The 16,794-nt window shown below is 55.3% G+C and carries 15 protein-coding genes; 11 read left to right on the forward strand and 4 right to left on the reverse strand.

Features of this window, described 5'->3' with window-relative positions; all coding sequences use genetic code 11:
* The first annotated feature begins 27 nt into the window (after positions 1–27).
* The 10 genes from B145_RS0105585 to B145_RS24530 all read left to right on the forward strand — a co-directional run bounded on the left by B145_RS0105585 (position 28) and on the right by B145_RS24530 (position 9,030).
* Positions 28–870 carry a flagellin N-terminal helical domain-containing protein gene (locus B145_RS0105585; RefSeq protein ID WP_026258858.1) on the forward strand — a complete coding sequence of 281 codons (843 nt, stop codon included), beginning with the start codon at positions 28–30 and terminating at the stop codon, positions 868–870.
* Positions 871–1,163: 293 nt separating this feature from the next.
* Entirely contained in the window at positions 1,164–2,009 is an 846-nt protein-coding gene (locus tag B145_RS0105590; RefSeq protein WP_018605771.1) for a flagellin N-terminal helical domain-containing protein, read from the forward strand.
* Between the two features lie 545 nt (positions 2,010–2,554).
* Positions 2,555–3,007: a flagellar protein FlaG gene (locus B145_RS28015; protein ID WP_083917630.1), complete on the forward strand. Its 453-nt coding sequence runs from the start codon at positions 2,555–2,557 to the stop codon at positions 3,005–3,007.
* A 43-nt stretch (positions 3,008–3,050) separates the two neighbouring features.
* On the forward strand, positions 3,051–4,505 hold the full coding sequence (gene fliD / locus B145_RS0105600; protein ID WP_018605777.1) for a flagellar filament capping protein FliD: 1,455 nt from the start codon (positions 3,051–3,053) through the stop codon (positions 4,503–4,505).
* Between the two features lie 16 nt (positions 4,506–4,521).
* A complete protein-coding gene (gene fliS, locus B145_RS0105605) occupies positions 4,522–4,947 on the forward strand; it encodes a flagellar export chaperone FliS (RefSeq protein ID WP_018605778.1) in 426 nt (141 codons plus the stop codon).
* Positions 4,948–4,949: 2 nt separating this feature from the next.
* The gene (locus tag B145_RS0105610) at positions 4,950–5,279 is read left to right on the forward strand and encodes a flagellar protein FliT (protein WP_018605779.1); all 330 of its coding nucleotides are present in this window, start codon (positions 4,950–4,952) and stop codon (positions 5,277–5,279) included.
* A 38-nt stretch (positions 5,280–5,317) separates the two neighbouring features.
* On the forward strand, positions 5,318–6,679 hold the full coding sequence (fliK, locus tag B145_RS27255) for a flagellar hook-length control protein FliK (protein WP_083917632.1): 1,362 nt from the start codon (positions 5,318–5,320) through the stop codon (positions 6,677–6,679).
* Entirely contained in the window at positions 6,666–7,004 is a 339-nt protein-coding gene (locus tag B145_RS0105620; RefSeq protein WP_018605781.1) for an EscU/YscU/HrcU family type III secretion system export apparatus switch protein, read from the forward strand. The genes fliK and B145_RS0105620 overlap by 14 nt, the downstream gene beginning before the upstream one ends.
* Before the next feature lie 50 nt (positions 7,005–7,054).
* Entirely contained in the window at positions 7,055–7,822 is a 768-nt protein-coding gene (locus B145_RS0105625; RefSeq protein WP_018605782.1) for a flagellar brake protein, read from the forward strand.
* A 236-nt stretch (positions 7,823–8,058) separates the two neighbouring features.
* The gene (locus B145_RS24530; protein WP_157288290.1) at positions 8,059–9,030 is read left to right on the forward strand and encodes a cation diffusion facilitator family transporter; all 972 of its coding nucleotides are present in this window, start codon (positions 8,059–8,061) and stop codon (positions 9,028–9,030) included.
* Between the two features lie 288 nt (positions 9,031–9,318).
* Here the strand turns inward: B145_RS24530 and B145_RS29240 are convergent, their stop codons facing one another.
* Positions 9,319–9,696, reverse strand: coding sequence for a hypothetical protein (locus B145_RS29240; RefSeq protein ID WP_245541826.1), 378 nt, complete (start codon positions 9,694–9,696; stop codon positions 9,319–9,321).
* Between B145_RS29240 and B145_RS0105635 the strand changes: the two genes are divergently transcribed.
* Positions 9,680–9,988: an HU family DNA-binding protein gene (locus B145_RS0105635; protein ID WP_245541827.1), complete on the forward strand. Its 309-nt coding sequence runs from the start codon at positions 9,680–9,682 to the stop codon at positions 9,986–9,988. The genes B145_RS29240 and B145_RS0105635 overlap by 17 nt on opposite strands.
* A 71-nt stretch (positions 9,989–10,059) precedes the next feature.
* Here B145_RS0105635 and B145_RS0105640 read toward each other — a convergent pair whose 3' ends face one another.
* The 3 genes from B145_RS0105640 to B145_RS24535 form a co-directional block, all read right to left on the reverse strand.
* Positions 10,060–12,627 (reverse strand): PepSY domain-containing protein, encoded by a 2,568-nt coding sequence (locus B145_RS0105640; RefSeq protein WP_018605785.1) that lies wholly within the window; start codon positions 12,625–12,627, stop codon positions 10,060–10,062.
* 9 nt (positions 12,628–12,636) lie between these two features.
* The gene (locus B145_RS0105645) at positions 12,637–14,766 is read right to left on the reverse strand and encodes a TonB-dependent siderophore receptor (RefSeq protein WP_033406408.1); all 2,130 of its coding nucleotides are present in this window, start codon (positions 14,764–14,766) and stop codon (positions 12,637–12,639) included.
* A 235-nt stretch (positions 14,767–15,001) separates the two neighbouring features.
* Positions 15,002–16,789: a tetratricopeptide repeat protein gene (locus B145_RS24535; RefSeq protein WP_018605787.1), complete on the reverse strand. Its 1,788-nt coding sequence runs from the start codon at positions 16,787–16,789 to the stop codon at positions 15,002–15,004.
* Positions 16,790–16,794: the final 5 nt, after the last annotated feature.

Here is a 16,794-nt window from a genome sequence, read left to right on the forward strand (position 1 = left end):
AAGTGGGAAACGCAAAGGAGTTTTAAAATGGCAATGACCATCAACACCAACGTGGCATCTCTGAATGCTCAACGTAACCTCGTCAACTCTCAGTCCAGNCTGGCGACTTCGCTGCAACGCCTGTCCTCAGGCTTGCGCATCAACAGCGCCAAGGATGATGCCGCCGGTCTGGCCATCTCGGAACGCATCAATGCCCAGGTCAAGGGGTTCAACGTCGCAATCCGTAACGCCAACGACGCAGTATCCCTAATGCAGGTGGCTGACGGCGGTGCCGAACAGATCTCCAACAACCTGCAACGCATGCGTGAGTTGGCAGTGCAAGCCTCCAACGGCACCTTGAACTCTTCGGACCGCGCCAATGTCCAGACCGAATTTTCTGCGCTGGGCAAGGAAATCACCCGTCTGTCTGAAGCCACCAAGTTCAACAATATCGCCCTGGTCAATTCAGGCGCAACGACCTTCACCTTCCAGGTTGGCGCCAACACCACCACAAACGACCAGATCACGGTCACCACAATTGACCTGCGTGCCTCGGCCACCAAGATTGCGGTCAACTCCGGCTCCATCAGCGTNACGGGTTCGACCGCTGCCAACGCACTGAAGGCCATCACCAACCTGGATTCGGCCATCAAGGCCATCTCCAAGGCGCGTGCCGACTTCGGTGCNGCCATGAACCGGACGACGGCGGTAATCTCCTCCTTGCAGATCGCGGTGGAAAACCAATCTGCTGCGCGTGGNCGGATCGTGGATGCGGACTTCGCCTCTGAAACCGCCAACCTGTCGCGTGCGCAAATCCTGCAACAAGCTGGCACGGCCATGCTCTCTCAAGCCAACGCACTGCCGCAGCAAGTATTGAACCTGCTCAAGTAAGCAACCGGCAGTTTTTAACCGGCAACAACTGCCGGGTGGAAGGGGCCCCCCCCGTCCACCCGGCAGTTTTTTATTCTGTTGGCGCAGGAGAGCCCCCTGCCAAGAAAGGAGAAAGAACCCAAAAAACTGGCGGAAAGCCCCACCACATAAGGATCTACGAAAACTGGCCCACCCTTTGCATAGGATGCAGCAAGCCGGTCGGGTTCAGGTCATCGCGATGCAAGACACGCAGTGGTCAACTAAACGATGCCGGCGGCAATCGTAGTTTTCCGCTTTTGTGGAGGATTTGAATCATGACGATGACTATCAACACCAACGTTCCGTCGCTGAACGCGCAGCGGAATCTCTCTGCCACCCAAACATCGCTGTCGACCTCGTTGCAGCGTTTGTCATCCGGTTTGCGGATCAACAGCGCCAAAGATGACGCCGCTGGACTGGCTATATCCGAGCGCATCCAATCACAGGTACGCGGCTACAACGTCGCCATGCGTAACGCCAATGATGCCATCTCCCTGATGCAGGTGGCTGACGGTGGCGCCGAGCAGATTTCCGGCAACTTGCAACGCATGCGTGAATTGGCGGTACAAGCGGCCAACGGTACCTTGAATTCAGGTGACCGTGCCAATATCCAGACCGAATTCGTGGCGCTCGGCAGAGAAATCACACGCTTGTCTCAGGCAACACGCTTCAACAACGTAGCCTTGCTGAACTCTCTGGCGACCACCTTCACATTCCAGGTTGGCGCGGGGACGACCACCAACGACCAGATCTCGGTGCAGACCCTTGACATTCGAGCATCGGCAGCGGGTATTCTGATTAATTCAGGCAGCATCTTCGTATCTGGCTCAACCAGTGCCAACGCGTTGAAAGCCATCACCAACCTGGACAGCGCCATCAACAAGATCACCACAACCCGGGCGTCCTTCGGCGCAGCCATGAACCGAACCCAGGCGGTAATTTCGTCCTTGCAGATCGCAGTGGAAAACCAATCTGCCGCCCGTGGTCGAATTGTAGATGCGGACTTTGCGCAAGAAACCGCCAACTTGTCACGCGCCCAAATCCTGCAACAAGCCGGCACAGCCATGCTTTCCCAGGCTAACGCGCTGCCGCAACAAGTTCTGAAACTCTTACAAGGCTAATAGCCCAAAACCTGCTTTGGCAGGCACTGCATCGGCCTCACACGCGCTTGCATTCAGGAGGCGTTTCCAGGCACACCGCTTCCCTGTGGTGTGGGTGGGGCTGGTGTGTATGTGTTGCATTACCACTCATTTCCTCCAAGGGGCATGAAAATGCCCCCTCTTTTTGTGTACCCAATCCATTTCACTTCGCGTTTGCAAGCCTCAAAGGTCAGCTAACCCTTTAGACATTCGCTTTGCTGCCGTAAACCCATGTACAGAGCCTAAATTCCTTGGTGTCAGTCGGTTCAGGATGAGAGGCCAGACGTGGTTGAGGGATTGACAGCGTGTTATAGCCAACCCCACAGCCGCCAAAGAGAAACGCGCAAAGAAGATGGAACAAGGTAATGGCAAACTCAGCGACAATTGGCTTGTTGCGCCTCGAAGCATCTCCTGGCACAGGTAATTGTTCTGTCGATCACAACCTGTCGACCAGTACGCTGTCAAGCGATGTAGGTGTTCGTTTTGTCTTGCTGCCGTGTATCTCTTCTGAAAACGGAGGTTGAATCATGGCTATGCAACCTATTGCCAGCTACTCTTCCACGCTCTCGGCAAATCCCAACGCCACAGCAAAACCTGTAGAACGCTCTGAGTCTGTAAAGGCCAAAGTCGACGACAAGTCTCTCATCGCCAATCAAAGCACTGAGACCACCAGCGCGACTAGCCAAGCTTCTGCACAGCCAAGTCGTGAGCAAGTCGACCAGGCGATGAAGGAAGTTAAGCAGGCTTTGCCGCTACCGGCACGGAATTTGCAGTTCTCCATTGACGAGGACACTGGCAAGACCGTGGTCAAAGTGGTGGACCCGACAACCAAGGAAGTGATCCGGCAGATTCCCAGCGAGGAAATCCTGGCCATTGCCAAGGCATTGGACAAATCCATGACTGTAGATAAAGCCATGAATCTGGACAAATCCAGGACATCGGATCAATCCACTGGTTTACTTGTCAAACAGAAGGTGTGAATGCCGTTTCATGGCATTCCGGTAACAGATTGCGAGGCAGATCATGGCATCAACGGGTTCCATCACATCAGCAGGACTGGGTTCCGGGATTGATATCGAATCGCTCGTCACCAAACTGATGGCGATTGAAAGCCAGCCCATCACCACCCTGCAAAAGCGCGAGACCAGCTACCAGTCGAAACTCTCAGCCTATGGCGTACTCAAGAGTTCGCTGTCGAGTTTTCAAACCACGGCGGATGCAATTGGCACCGCTACAAAGCTGGCTTCCTATACCGCAACGCTCGCCAATACTGCGGCAGCCACCGCGACCACCAGCGAAAGTGCAAGAGCTGGCAGCTACAGCCTATCCGTTACCAACCTTGCTGCCGCCCAGAAGGTAAGATCTGCCGGGTACGCCTCGCAAACGGCAACAATTACCAGTGGCACATTGGCGCTCAACCTTGGCACTTTGTCGAGCGATGGAACCACTTTCACCCCAGACAGCAGTAAAGCCGTCAATATCGAAATCAGTGCTGCCAAGGGTACCAACACGCTCTCGGGTCTGCGAGATGCGATCAACGCCTCCAGTGCGGGCGTGACCGCAACCATTGTGAATGACGGTGGCTCATCAAACGCCTATCACCTGATGCTGACCTCAAAAGACACAGGGACGACGAATGCATTCTCTGTCAGCGGCATTGATGGCCTCACATATTCGCCTGCCAGTACAGCCACCGGTAATCAACTCACCTCTGTGCAACAGGCCACGGATGCGAAATTCTCTCTTGATGGCATCAACATCACCAGCGCTTCCAATGTTGTAAGCACCGCCATTGACGGCGTGACGCTTACGCTGACAGGTACGACCACGACAGCCACCACATTGACGGTTGCCAGTGATACAGCGGCCATCCAGAAAAAAGTGCAAGCCTTCGTCGACGGCTACAACTCAATGATGAGCCTGATGAAGTCGCAAACAAAAACGACTTCAAGCACCAAACTGACCTCATCAACCTCAACAAGCTCCACTTCCAGCGATGGTCCTTTGGCCGCAGACTCAACGGTTCGCACAATACAGAACCAGCTGCGCTCACTTGCCACTTCATCAGTCGGTAGTGGCAGCATCACCCGTTTGGCAGACGTTGGGATCAGCATCGACTCGTCTGGAACAATGAGCCTGAACAGCACAAAATTCCAGGCTGCACTGGCAAGCTCACCATCCGGCGTGGCAAATCTGTTTACCAAGACAACGTCATCAAACGGTATCGCATCACAGGTTTCCGAAAAGATCACGGCATATCTGGGCACGGATGGCCTGCTTGCCACCAGAACAGACGGTATCCAGAAGACCATCACCAGTATGGATAAGCAGATCGAAAACCTGCAGAACCGTATGGACACGATCGAAACCAGGTATCGCAAGCAATTCACGGCCATGGACAGCATGGTGGCGAGTATGAACAGCACCAGTTCTTACCTGACCACCCAGTTCAAGTCGCTGTTGACTTCATACGCCTAACGCATAGGAATCATTCATGTTTGCCCCTACTTCCGCTGCAGCTTATTCCAAGGTTGGCGTTGAGACTCACATTGCAAGCGCAGACCCTCATCAGCTTATCCTCATGCTGTTTGATGGCGCACTGCTCTCAATCAATTCTGCAGCCATTGCGCTGGAAAACCGCGATGTGGCCACCAAGGTCAAACACATCGGCAAGGCCGTTGAAATCATCACCTTTGGCCTGAAGGCCAGCCTGGATGGCAACGTTGGAGGCGAACTCCCTGGGCGCCTTGCTACGCTATATGACTATATGTGTTCGCGCCTGGTGCATGCCAATGCCAACAATACGCCCGCCCCGCTGATCGAGGTAGCCGGACTCTTGCGGGACTTGCGTGAAGCTTGGGCAGGCATTGCTAGCACGAATACAGACAAGACTTACCCAACGGGTAAACTGGAGGCTTGATCATGGATGCTCAACTCATGCTTTATGAAAATATGCGCCAGATCTCCATCCACATGGTTGACGCTGCACGTGCCAACGACTGGGATCGCCTGTGCGAACTGGAAACCCAGGTAGCCAGGCTGCGCGATCAGTTGATGGCCCAGCCCAAAGCAGTGCCGCCGGTACGTGACGAGACAGCCAGAACGCGTAAGCTTGCCTTGATCAAGCAACTGCTTGATGATGACCGGGAAATCCGCTCACACGCAGAGCCCTGGATGGAAAATGTCAGAGTCTTGTTGGCTGGCAATGCTCGGCAAAAAGCGGTTCAAAAAGCATATGGCGTAGGTCTCTAACTGAGCCTTGCCTCCTTCAAACGATTGGGGCATAGACCATGATTCCAGGAGATCTCGCCAGCCGACTCCGGCAGTTGAACGAAACCACTGTTCAGCCTCTGTCCGTCATCCACAAATTACCGGCCAACCTGCCGGAATTGATGACAGGGCAACAGTTTTCTGCACAAATCCAGAACCCTTTGCCAGATGGCAGCTACCAAGCCCTGGTAGCAGGCAAAACAATCACATTGGCCCTGCCCCATTCCGTAAAAAGCGGAGATGTGCTGGAGCTGATTGTTACCGGGCAGCAGGAAGAAACCCTCACCGCAAAGCTGGCCAACGGCTTGAGCACAGCGGAAGAAACCGCTCAATCCACCCTTAGCCAGACCGGGCGCCTGATCAGCCAACTCCTCACAGGGCGCTTTGGCGAACAACGCGCCGTGACTCTGGCCCAGGGGCAAGCGCTCATGCCCGCCTCATCCAGTGACCCCCAGCAGCTTTCAGGCAAGCTACAACAGGCGCTCACGAGCAGCGGTGTGTTTTACGAGTCACACCTCAAAGACTGGGCTGAGGGCCGCACATCGCTTGCTACGCTTTTGCGCGAACCGCAAGCGCAATTCATGCCGGGCAAACTCCCCTTGATGCAGATGCTGGCCGCCGAGACGGCACCGGCCACAATGGGGCAGGCAAACCTGCCTAGCGCAGCCGAGCAAGCCTCTATCGCCAGCATTATCCCTGCAGCAATACAAACCGAAGATGGTCGGCTTATGCAGGCTCTGTTTGCGGGCACGCCTGAAACCACCACGCTTGCCGAAACAGAACAAACCCCTGAAGCAATTGCCGAAGACCCCACCCATAATCTACGTCCGGGTACAACAGAAATAGGCAAGACTGAAAGCCATGACGCAGCCAATCCGGGCACATCACAAACCGGCACACTTCACCAGGCAGGGCCACAGGTCAACGCACACAACCAACCGATCTCACAGGGGCAGCAGGCCAACATCTACGCTCAATCGTCCCTGTCCGCAACTCACCAGCAGCGCATTCCAGAACCCCTGATGCCCCTGCTCTACCAGCAACTGGAAACCATGGCCACGCACCAGATGCAGTGGCAATTCCAGCCCTGGCCAGGCATGAACGTGGAATGGGATCTGGTTGATCCTGATCAGAACGGAACCGCCTCCACCACAGAGGACGAGTACGGATGGCGCAGCAACCTGCGCATGCACCTGCCAAACCTGGGGGATGTAGATGCCCAACTGGTTCTCAGCCCCCTGGGTTTGAGCATCCGTCTGGACACCTCCAGTGAAGAGAGTGCGCAACGCATGCGCTTGGCCGCCCAAAACCTGCTGGATGCCATGAAAACAGCAGGCCTGAACATCAACACCCTTTCGGTAAGCGCCCATGGCAGCGCCTGAAGAAAACCGCCGTGCCAGCGCTGTCGCCCTTGCCTATCGCACAGGCGAGATGGCCCCGCGTGTGGTTGCCAAAGGCCAAGGGCTGATTGCAGAAGAGATCATAGAGCGTGCAAAAGCGGCTGGGGTGTTCGTGCATGAATCGCGCGAATTGGTCTCACTCCTGATGCAGGTGGACCTGGATAGCCATATTCCTCCCCAACTCTATATCGCCATTGCTGAATTACTTGCCTGGATTTATCAGCTCGAACAGGGAAACACCGCTCACGATCAACCCCCGCCTATACTTCCTGATGATATAGTCTCGCGTGCCAAGACAACTGGTTGAATTCATCCCGTTGGTTCGACCACACTTTATCGCACGGATTTTGTCAGGGTATGAATACCGCACACACCGCCGAATCTCGCTTTGAACTTCTGCAGTCGGACGACTTCAGCCAATACCTGCTACATGAAAAGCGGGAAATCGTCTTTATTCTTCGCCAACTGGCCGCCAAGCGCAGCATGATCACTGCGTATTACGCCGACCAGGGAGATTTTCTGATGACCGGCGTGGTTGGCATCAGCGCAGACGAACGCAAACTATTTCTGGATCTGGGCAAAGATGAAGGGCAGATCGCCCAAGCCATCGCCCACAAAGAACTGGTCTGCGTTACCCAATTGGACAAAGTCAAAATCCAGTTCTCACTGGAAAAACCGGAACTGACCGAATTCGACCGCTTCCCGGCACTCCAGGCATCGATACCAGAGGTATTACTGCGCCTGCAACGCCGCGAATACTATCGTCTGGCAGCACCGACATCTTCTGCCATGGTCTGCCAGATCCCCGCCTCCAGCACAGGCGGCAGCATGATCGAAGTCCGCGTTGTCGACATCTCGGGGGGAGGTATTGCTGTTGTTGCGCCCCCTCTGGGGGCAGTCTTCCAGCCCGACATGACTTTTCCGCAGTGCAGGCTCTTACTGCCAGACCAGGGCGTCATCACCACTACGCTACGCGTGCGCAATGTTTTTCGCATGACGAGCCCCAGTGGCGTGGAAACCATCCGCGTGGGCTGCCAGTTCCTCAATCTGCCTGTACAAATGGCAAACATGGTGCAACGCTATATCCTCAAGGCAGAGCGGGAACGCAAGATTCGCGGCGGCTGAATGTTCTCCGTCTGCACGCCACCTGGCAAGCATCTATAGTACAAGAGTGCATGCGCAACGGCATTGCCGTGAATACTTGGGCAGAATCTGCATCTAGAGAGGCTACAGGGCTGCTATCGCGGCCTTGCAACACACTGCCACCTACACGCATTGAAAACACCTACTACCGGCCAAGCACTGACACCCTTGCAGTAAAATCGCAGGCAGGTTCTGAGACGTTTGGGGAGATCCTGAACATGCAAGCAACCCAAGAGACATCCACCCACCCAGCCCGAAGCGCCATCACCTTCATCTGGCTTTCGGTTGCGGCTTCCATCGCCACCATCGTGCTCAAATTCATCGCATGGTGGTTGTCTGGTTCTGTTGGCCTGCTGTCTGACGCCATGGAGTCCTTCGTCAATCTTGCCGGGGCGCTTTTCGCGCTTTTCATGCTGCATATCGCCAGCTCCCCGGCTGACGAGGATCACCCCTTCGGCCACAGCAAGGCCGAGTATTTTTCCAGTGGTTTTGAAGGCACCCTGATCTTCATTGCCGCAGCCTCCATCCTATATGCAGCACTTCCCCGCCTGTTCGCCCCCCAGCCCCTGCAATCGATTGGAATAGGTTTGTGGTTCTCCATTGCCAGTACCATTCTGAACTACGTTGTTTCCCGTGTGTTGTACAAAGCCGGTCAACGCCTCCACTCTGTCGCACTGGAAGCCGACGCCGCCCACTTAATGACAGACGTATGGACATCTGTTGGCGTCATCGGCGCCTTGCTGGCTGTCATGCTGACGGGATGGATCTGGCTGGATGCAGTCATCGCCATTATGGTTGCAATCCATATTCTCACTGAAGGCTGGCGCCTGATGCGCGCATCGGTAGACGGCCTCATGGATCGCGCACTGGCGCCGGACGAAATCGCCCATGTGCAAAGCATTCTGGCCGACTACTCCAAACAGGATGTCATCTACCGGGACCTACGCACCCGCAGGGCCGGGGCAGAGCGTTTTGTCAGCGTCGCCATCATGGTGCCCGGCGATTGGACGGTAGAACGCGCCCACAACCTACTTGATGAAATCGAAGAACGCATCAGCCAAGCCCTTCATAACGCCCATACCAGCACCCATCTGGAGCCCACCTATTGCGTCATCCCGACGCAAGCAAATGACCCTGATTCATCATCCAAACATTGTTCACCAACAACCGTTCAGCAGCTCATTGAATGAAGTAGCGACGAGCGCCCTTCACAATACCAGAGACTACAACAATGGCTTTGTCCGTAGAGGATTTCCAGATCACCCCTCCGATCAATCTCGTCGGGCACGATCAGAAATTGATACGGGGCAAATTGTGAAAACACGTAAAAACCAGAGGATTCATCGCCTGTAATCCCAAAACATGCTTGTTTGCATGCTCCTTCGCACCTGCTTCCAGGTCTTGCTGCTGATTTTGCGCATTCCAGTCACCTGCTATCTTGCAATCGCTTGGCTATAAGGTCAGAATTGGCGCAGCGCTCAGGTTAACGCATAGACATATGGGGATTTTGTGCTGCAGGGCTGCTTTGGACGTTTCACCTGCACGTCCATTCGTCGCTTGAGGCATGCACTAAAGTTCATTTTCTGTAATCTGTTACTCATACTGTCTTTGCAGTTGGCAAAAGCCCCGGTATGATCCAGTACCTTTTTACTTTTTTGAAAGCACACCACGACCATGGCAACTACATCCAAGGCAGCAGCAAGCAAGAAAACCACAAAGGCAGTCGCTCCGAAAGCGGCACCGAAGGTAGCGCCCAAAGCAGCCGCTAAAGCTGCGCCAAAGGCTGCAGCCAAAGCAGCTGCACCTAAGGCAGCCGCTGCTGCTGTTGCTCCCAAGGCAGTGAAGGCGACCTTCACCAAGCCCTCTCTGATCGCTTACCTGGTAGAACAAACGGGTCTGGACAGCAAGGCAGTCAAGACCGTGATGGCCACCCTGGAACAAACAATCCTGGGCGCTGCCAACAAAAAAGGCGTTGGCGAATTCACCCTGCCCGGCCTGCTGAAGATCAGCACCCAAAAGGTTGCCGCAAAGAAAAAGCGCGTCGGCAAGAACCCCTTCACCGGCGAAATGCAAGAATTCGCAGCCAAGCCCGCTACCGTTCGCGTGAAGATCCGCGCACTGAAGAAGCTCAAAGACGCTGCAATCTAAGCAATATCCCGGTAGCAACATACCAGATGGGGAATGCTCTGCATGAGCATCCCCATTTTTTCAGAGCTTCCTTAATAGACATCCCGACGATAGCGCCCTTGCGCTGTCAATTCATCCAGTATTTGGCGAGTCAGAATCTCGGCCAACACCTCATCCACACCACGCGCCATGCCTTGCAGGCTTCCGCACACATAGATCACAGCCCCCTGCGCCACCCATTGGCATACTTCCGTAGATGCCTCGCGCAGACGATCCTGCACATAGGCAGGGCCATTTCCATCACGGGAAAAGATCCGATCCAGAGTCAGGCTGCCAGCACGACATAAAGCCTCAAACTCCTGTGCGCAAAGCGTATCGTACTGATGATTGCGCTCACCAAATATCAGCCAATTGCGGTGTTGCTTGCACCGCACCCGTTCGCGCAACAGGCTACGCAATCCTGCAAGGCCGGAGCCATTGCCAATAAAGATGCACGGCACATCGCTCTTGGCTAGTGCGAAAGCAGGGTTTTCAATCAGCCTGATGGCAATGCGGCTACCAAGCCCGCAGCGTTGCGTAAGATAACCCGAGGCCAGCCCAATTCCTTTTGCATGAATGTGCTCGCGTACAATCAACTGCAAACTGCCATCCTGCGGAATCGAAGCCACCGAGTAGCGCCGCGCTGCCAGCGGATTGAGCGCATGGGCACAAGCCTGCTCATCAACAAACGCCTGCACCGCATCTGGAAATTGACTTTCCGACAAAGCGTCAACAAGGTACCTCGAACGCCCTTTGTACTGAACCATGGCCTGAGCATTGAGCTTTTGACTCACAAGCCACGCTGCTACATCAGCATCAGCTTGACGCGGCATCACCTCGACAAGCGAACCCGCCTGCCAGGCAGGCACTACATTTGTTTGCGTCGGTTGCAGTGCGATTTCATACAAAGCGGAGCCTTGGCTACCGGGGTTGAGAAGCTGATGCCCGACCACCTCCCATTCGTCATAGGCATACCCAGCCGCTATCTCAGGCGTTGAAACATCGGCACCAAAGCGCTTTAGGCTTGAAAACCAGTATTGCAAGGGTGCGGATTCGCTGTCGCAAATCTCAATCATAGGCGCCACAGCCAGGGCACCGTGATACTGCAAAGCGTCATCCAGGGCACGCCCAAAGCCACAGAAATTGCAATACTGACGATTTCCCAGCGCAAGCAGCGCATATTTCAAGTGCTTTAACGATACTTCGGCAGACGACAATGCCTGCGCAAAACCTCGCACCGCGTCTGGTGGCCCACCCTCCCCATACGTGCTAGCCACAAACAAGGCTTGCTGATACCTTGCCAACTCGGTCAGAGAATACCCAGCCAGCGAAGCCACCATCACACGCTGCCCAGCCTGTTCCAGTGCACGGGCAGTCTGCAAAGCCAGCCCCTGAGCTTTGCCGGATTGGCTGGCGTAGGCAACCAGAATGCTATCTGCATCTTGATCGATAGCCGCCCCCTTCAATCCGGCAGCTTGCGCCTCTGCCCGGCGCCGCATACGCCGCCGCTGCAAGTAAAGCAAATAGCCGGTTATCGTCAACAAGGGTAAAGCCAAGGCCGACAAGGTAACAACAATGCGCCCGACCAGCCCAAAATAGCTCCCCATATGCAGAGGATAGATCGCCGCCAATGCACGCTTGCCTGCGCTTTGATCATTGAAGCGTTCATCCTGGCTCACATGACCCTCTTGCAGATCGATCCGCATGCGATTACGCGCACGTTCATGCACCGCATCGGCGGCCAGCCAAGAGATATCCAAAGTTGGAGCGTCCTCCTTTGGCAACCGCACGCTCGCCAGTGTCCATGCTTGCGCATGGGTATTGAACGAATGCCATGCCAGGGAAATATCTGGCAAGACACCAGGGCTGGTGCCAGTCTGCACCTTTTTACCCTTTTTCGTGTCAGCAGCACGCTGCGCACCGGCCCATCCATCAACCGTGGAGCGCACACTATCGAATGACCAATATATCCCTGTCGCCGCTAATCCCCGCCAGACCGGCAGCACCCAGGTTCCCACCACGGCATGCAAGGCCCAGATGAAGGGGCGCCTCTTCAAACGTGGATTGATCATCAGCCAGCTACGCGGACTCATGGCCTTACGTGGCCAGCGCAAATACACCCCCGTCACGATCAAGCCCAACAGCAGCAAGGCAAGCCCACCTGCCACTATCCGCCCGGCATCACGCGGCAAAAGCAGCCAGCGATGTAGGCGCTCCACCCATTCAAAGAAGGCGGTCCCACGAGGCTCTGACAACACCTGGGCCGTATAAGGGTCTGCATAGACAATTGCCCCCTTTCGCTCTCCCGCCTTGGGAGCCAGTTGTGCACGGACACTATCCCCTGGTGTGGCAGAGAGCGTCAACATGACAACGTCTTCACCCGTCTGCTCCCTCAAGCGGGTAAGCACGGCTTGAGGGGAAAGTGCTTCCTCTTCCCGCACGGCAACCTTGAACACGCCGGGGTTGAACACATTGAGCAGTTCCTCACGAAACGCAAGCAAGGCGCCACTCAAACCAATCAGCAAGAGTACACTGCCCGCAAAGATGCCCACGAACCAATGCAACTGGAAAACAATCTCGCGTAGCGTTGGCCAACGCGGTTTGGATTTGGCTGTTGTCATGCCCAGACCTCACAGATCCATCGTGAAACCGAGCTTGATCGTGCGTGGTGCCCCAGCGGCCAAACGTGTTCCTGCCCCTGCCCAGTAGTGTTTGTCGGTCAGGTTTTCCACGTTGAGTTGCCAAGTCGTGCGTTTACCATACAGAGAGGTGACGTAACGCGAGCCTGCGCTGAACAGCGTCACCCCCGGCAGCCACGCCTGATTGAGATCATTCACCGGACGGCGCCCTGTATAGTAAGCACCACCATTCAGCGACAGCCCTGCGACCCAGGGCAGCTCATAAGAAAGGAATGCACTGGCCGTGCGCTTGGCTGCATTCTCCGGCAACTTGCCGTTGTAGGCCGCCGTGGTATGACGGAAGCGAGGATCCAACCACTGCGCGGAGGTCTGCCAAGACAAGGAGGGGCTAAGTTGCCCCTGCGTAGATAGCTCCAGCCCGCGATACTGTTGCTCACCGTCCGCCACGTACACATTGCTGTCGTTGGTATAAGCACCTGGGCGCTTGATATTAAAGAACGCAGCAGAAACCAATGTGCCGCCAGCACTGATCCAGCGCATACCCAACTCATGCTGTTTGCTCACGCCGGGCGCCATACGCTCGCCCTGATTGACGGTGCCAGTCGGTGCGGTATCCCCTTCTTCCAAGCCCTGTGCGTAGGAAGCGTAGAACGACATGGTGGGCGCCAGCTTGTAGACGACAGAGAGCATGGGGGTCGTCTTGCTGACGTCATAATGGTTGTCGGCCTGATCACTGTGATACATCGAATGCCGCACTCCGGTAATCAGCAACCAGTTCTGCGACAGGGTAATCCGGTCGGTGGCATACAAACCAATATCCGTCGTGTTCAACTCCGCCGTAGTCGGGTTGGTGGGCATAGCACCATAGGTAATGGTGGTAATCGGTCGTGGAGCGTAGAGATTTTGCGAAGTAATCGTGTAGTTTGACTGATAGATCGGGTCTTGCGACTTATCTGTCTGACTCAGCCCCAAGGTCAGTTCGTGGCGCAGATCGTAGGTATTGAAGGCACCGAAGACTTCCCCCTTAAATAGATCAGATTTCGTCAATTGATTCTGGATATTGCCCTGAATCCGCCCTTCCCCACTTGCCGCGGTAGCAGCACTATTGAAACGGAAAATGGCCAACCGACGATCCCGCTCGGTTTGTGAATGCCCCGTCTCCAAGGTAAGCGCCCAATCATCACTGAGTGAGTAATCTGCACGCAGCAGCGCGTTGCTGGTTTCAGTCTCGAATCGGGAGATGTCCGGCCCGACCATCTTTTTCGGGTCAACGGTATGCGGTAGCGTGATCACCCCATTGACAGCTGTAGGCAGTGCCACACCAACCTGTTCGGTGGTCTTGCGGCGATCATATTCAAGGTCTGCCTTGATCAACAAACGACTGCTGGCACGCCAATCGAACGCCGCCGAACCAAATTTACGGCTACCGTTATCCACGCCATCCAGATAAGAGCCCAACGCACCACCTGCCGCATTGACGCGCAGGCCATACTGCTTTTCAGCACCAAAGCGACGTGCCATATCGGTGCTGAGTACGGCGGTGCCGGTATTGTCCAGAGAGAGCCCCATCCGTGTTACGGGCACCGCGCCTGCCCGCTTGGTGACAAAATTGACCACGCCAGCGGGTGAGGTAAAACCATAGTAGAGCGCCGAAGCCCCTTTGAGCACCTCCACACGCTCCTTGTCTTCCATCGGCACCTGGGAGAAATTCATGATCGATAGCGATCCATTGAGCCGATAGTTGGTCCGGTTCTCCACCGTCATCCCACGAATCACCAACTGGTCCCACGTGTCGCCACCATTTTGCTGACGCGTCACCCCAGCGGTGTTACGTACTGCATCGTAGAGGCCGCCTGCGGCCTGCAAATCCAGGGCCTCACGCGTTACCACGTTCACTGTTGAGGGCACCTCCATGATGTTTGCCCCACGAAAGCTGCCTGCTTCCACCATGTTGGGGCGCATGCCCTGCACCCTGGCGCCGGTCACAGTCACGGCCTCCAGCACTTGACTTGCTTGCTCGGAATCCTGAAGGACATCGGCCGCATGGGCCAGATAAGGCGTACACAACAGGGCCAACATCACTGGCCGAAGGCGAAAAACAGGTTTGGGAGAAATATTCATCAAAAAAGCTCAGCTAGGGAATTGTTATTGGCCCCTGTCACCCCGCTGGGACAGTGACAAAGACGATGGCGCAATTAAACGGTAATGAGAATAATACTCATTTACTAATTAATTGGCCAGCCCCCAACCATGAGCAGATGCGCGCATCAGCGCAAAATATGTCTCCGGAATTCAATCAAACTTCCAGGGCACAGCAAACCACCGCCTCTTGCACAGGCAAGGAGACTTCAATACTTCAGCTTCCTTGCAGAGCCTGCAAATCACTCACCACCTGCTGCAACACGCAGCCCCAATCACCATGCCGTGGTTGCCGATACAGGCGCATGCCTGGATACCAGGGGCTATCATCGCGTACAAGTTGCCAACGCCAGTCCGGCGCAAAAGGCAGCAACAACCACACAGGGCGCCCCAATGCACCCGCAAGATGGGCGACCGAGGTGTCAACGCTGATCACCAATTCCAGCGAGGCGATGATTGCTGCAGTATCCTGAAAATCCCTCAATTCAACGCGCAGATCCAGTAGTTCAGGATTCGCTGCCAGCCATGCGACGTCGGCTTGGCGACATTCCTTCTGCAATAAACAACAGGGGGCATGCTGCACAAGTGGCGCAAACATCTGCAAAGGGATTGAGCGATGGTGATCATTGAGCAACTTTGGATTCCCCGAGCACACCAGGCCGATCTTGGGGCGAACATCAGCCAGACGCTCGGCCCAATATTCTTTTCGAGTTAGATCGGCGGCCAGATAAGGTATGGTGGCCGGGATATTTGCGGCAGTAATGCCCAAAGCCCCCGGCAAATCCATCACCGAGCACTGATAATCGGTCACAGGCACCACCTCCCCCCGGGCCACTACCGAAATGTGTGGTGACAAACTACGGAGCAGATCCACCAGGGGCGCCTGCACTTCAAGCCACACCTGCGCCCCGCGCTCATGTAGTGCGATGGCATGTCGACAAAACTGCAAGGTGTCGCCCAGACCCTGCTCCGCCCACACAAGGATTGATCTTCCTTGCAGGTCTTCATCCCCTGTCCAGGCAGGCTTGTCTGCATGCCTGAGCGATTCGGCCAGCGCAGTTTTCCAGCGCCAATGGTAGTCCGCCCACGCCTTTTCAAAATCAGCCTTAAGCAGATGAATCAAGGTGGTGTTCCAATGTGCATCCACATGCTCAGAGGCGCGCACCAGCACGGCCTGATAGGTTTGCAATGCATCATCCAGGCAGTTTTCGGCACCATAGGTATGTGCCTTGTTGTACAGGGTGTCAACATCGTTGGGGCTCAACGCCAAGGCATTGTCATAACAGGCATGAGCGGCCACAAAGTCCCCTTTCTGCCGCAGGGCATTGCCCTTGTTGTTCCATGCCTCATGATACTTTGGGCGACGTGCCAATGCGGCATCGAAGCTGGCAATCGCATCATCAAAACGCCCCAGCGCATTAAGGGCAAGGCCTCGGTTATTGAGTGCCTCCGCATAGCCGGGCTGTAGCGCCAAGGCACGGGCATAGCTGCTCAGCGCATCCTCGTGAAGCCCCAATGCCCTTTGGCTATTTCCCAGATTATTGAGAGCCTCCACAAAATTGGCCTGTAGTTTCAAGGCCGTGCGATGCGCATCCATGGCTTCCTGATGCCGATTCAAACCTACCAATGCAATACCACGATTGGTGTGGGCAGCGGGGTTGTTTCCATCCCCGGCAATCGACAGATCCAGTTGCACCAGTGCCTCTGCATAGCGCCCCAACCGGATCAGGCCATTGGCCAAGTTGGAACGCATGGCAGCCGTTGGCTCAATCGCCACAGCAGCTTGAATGGCCTCCACCCCCTTTACAGTATGACCCCGTTGCAAACACAGCACACCCGAAAAGTGCAAGGCCTCTACATGGCGGAAATTTTTATTCAAGACATAGGCATATAGCCTTTCCGCTTTATCAAGCTGCCCCCGCTGATGCGCATCCAGGGCTTGAGACATGGAGTCAGCAAGCGGATCAAGGCGTGGCTGATTGCCACGGGAAGCATGTTTGGCCATTGTCA

Origin of the sequence: Uliginosibacterium gangwonense DSM 18521, from assembly GCF_000373965.1 — a bacterium.
GTDB classification, from domain to species: Bacteria; Pseudomonadota; Gammaproteobacteria; order Burkholderiales; family Rhodocyclaceae; genus Uliginosibacterium; species Uliginosibacterium gangwonense.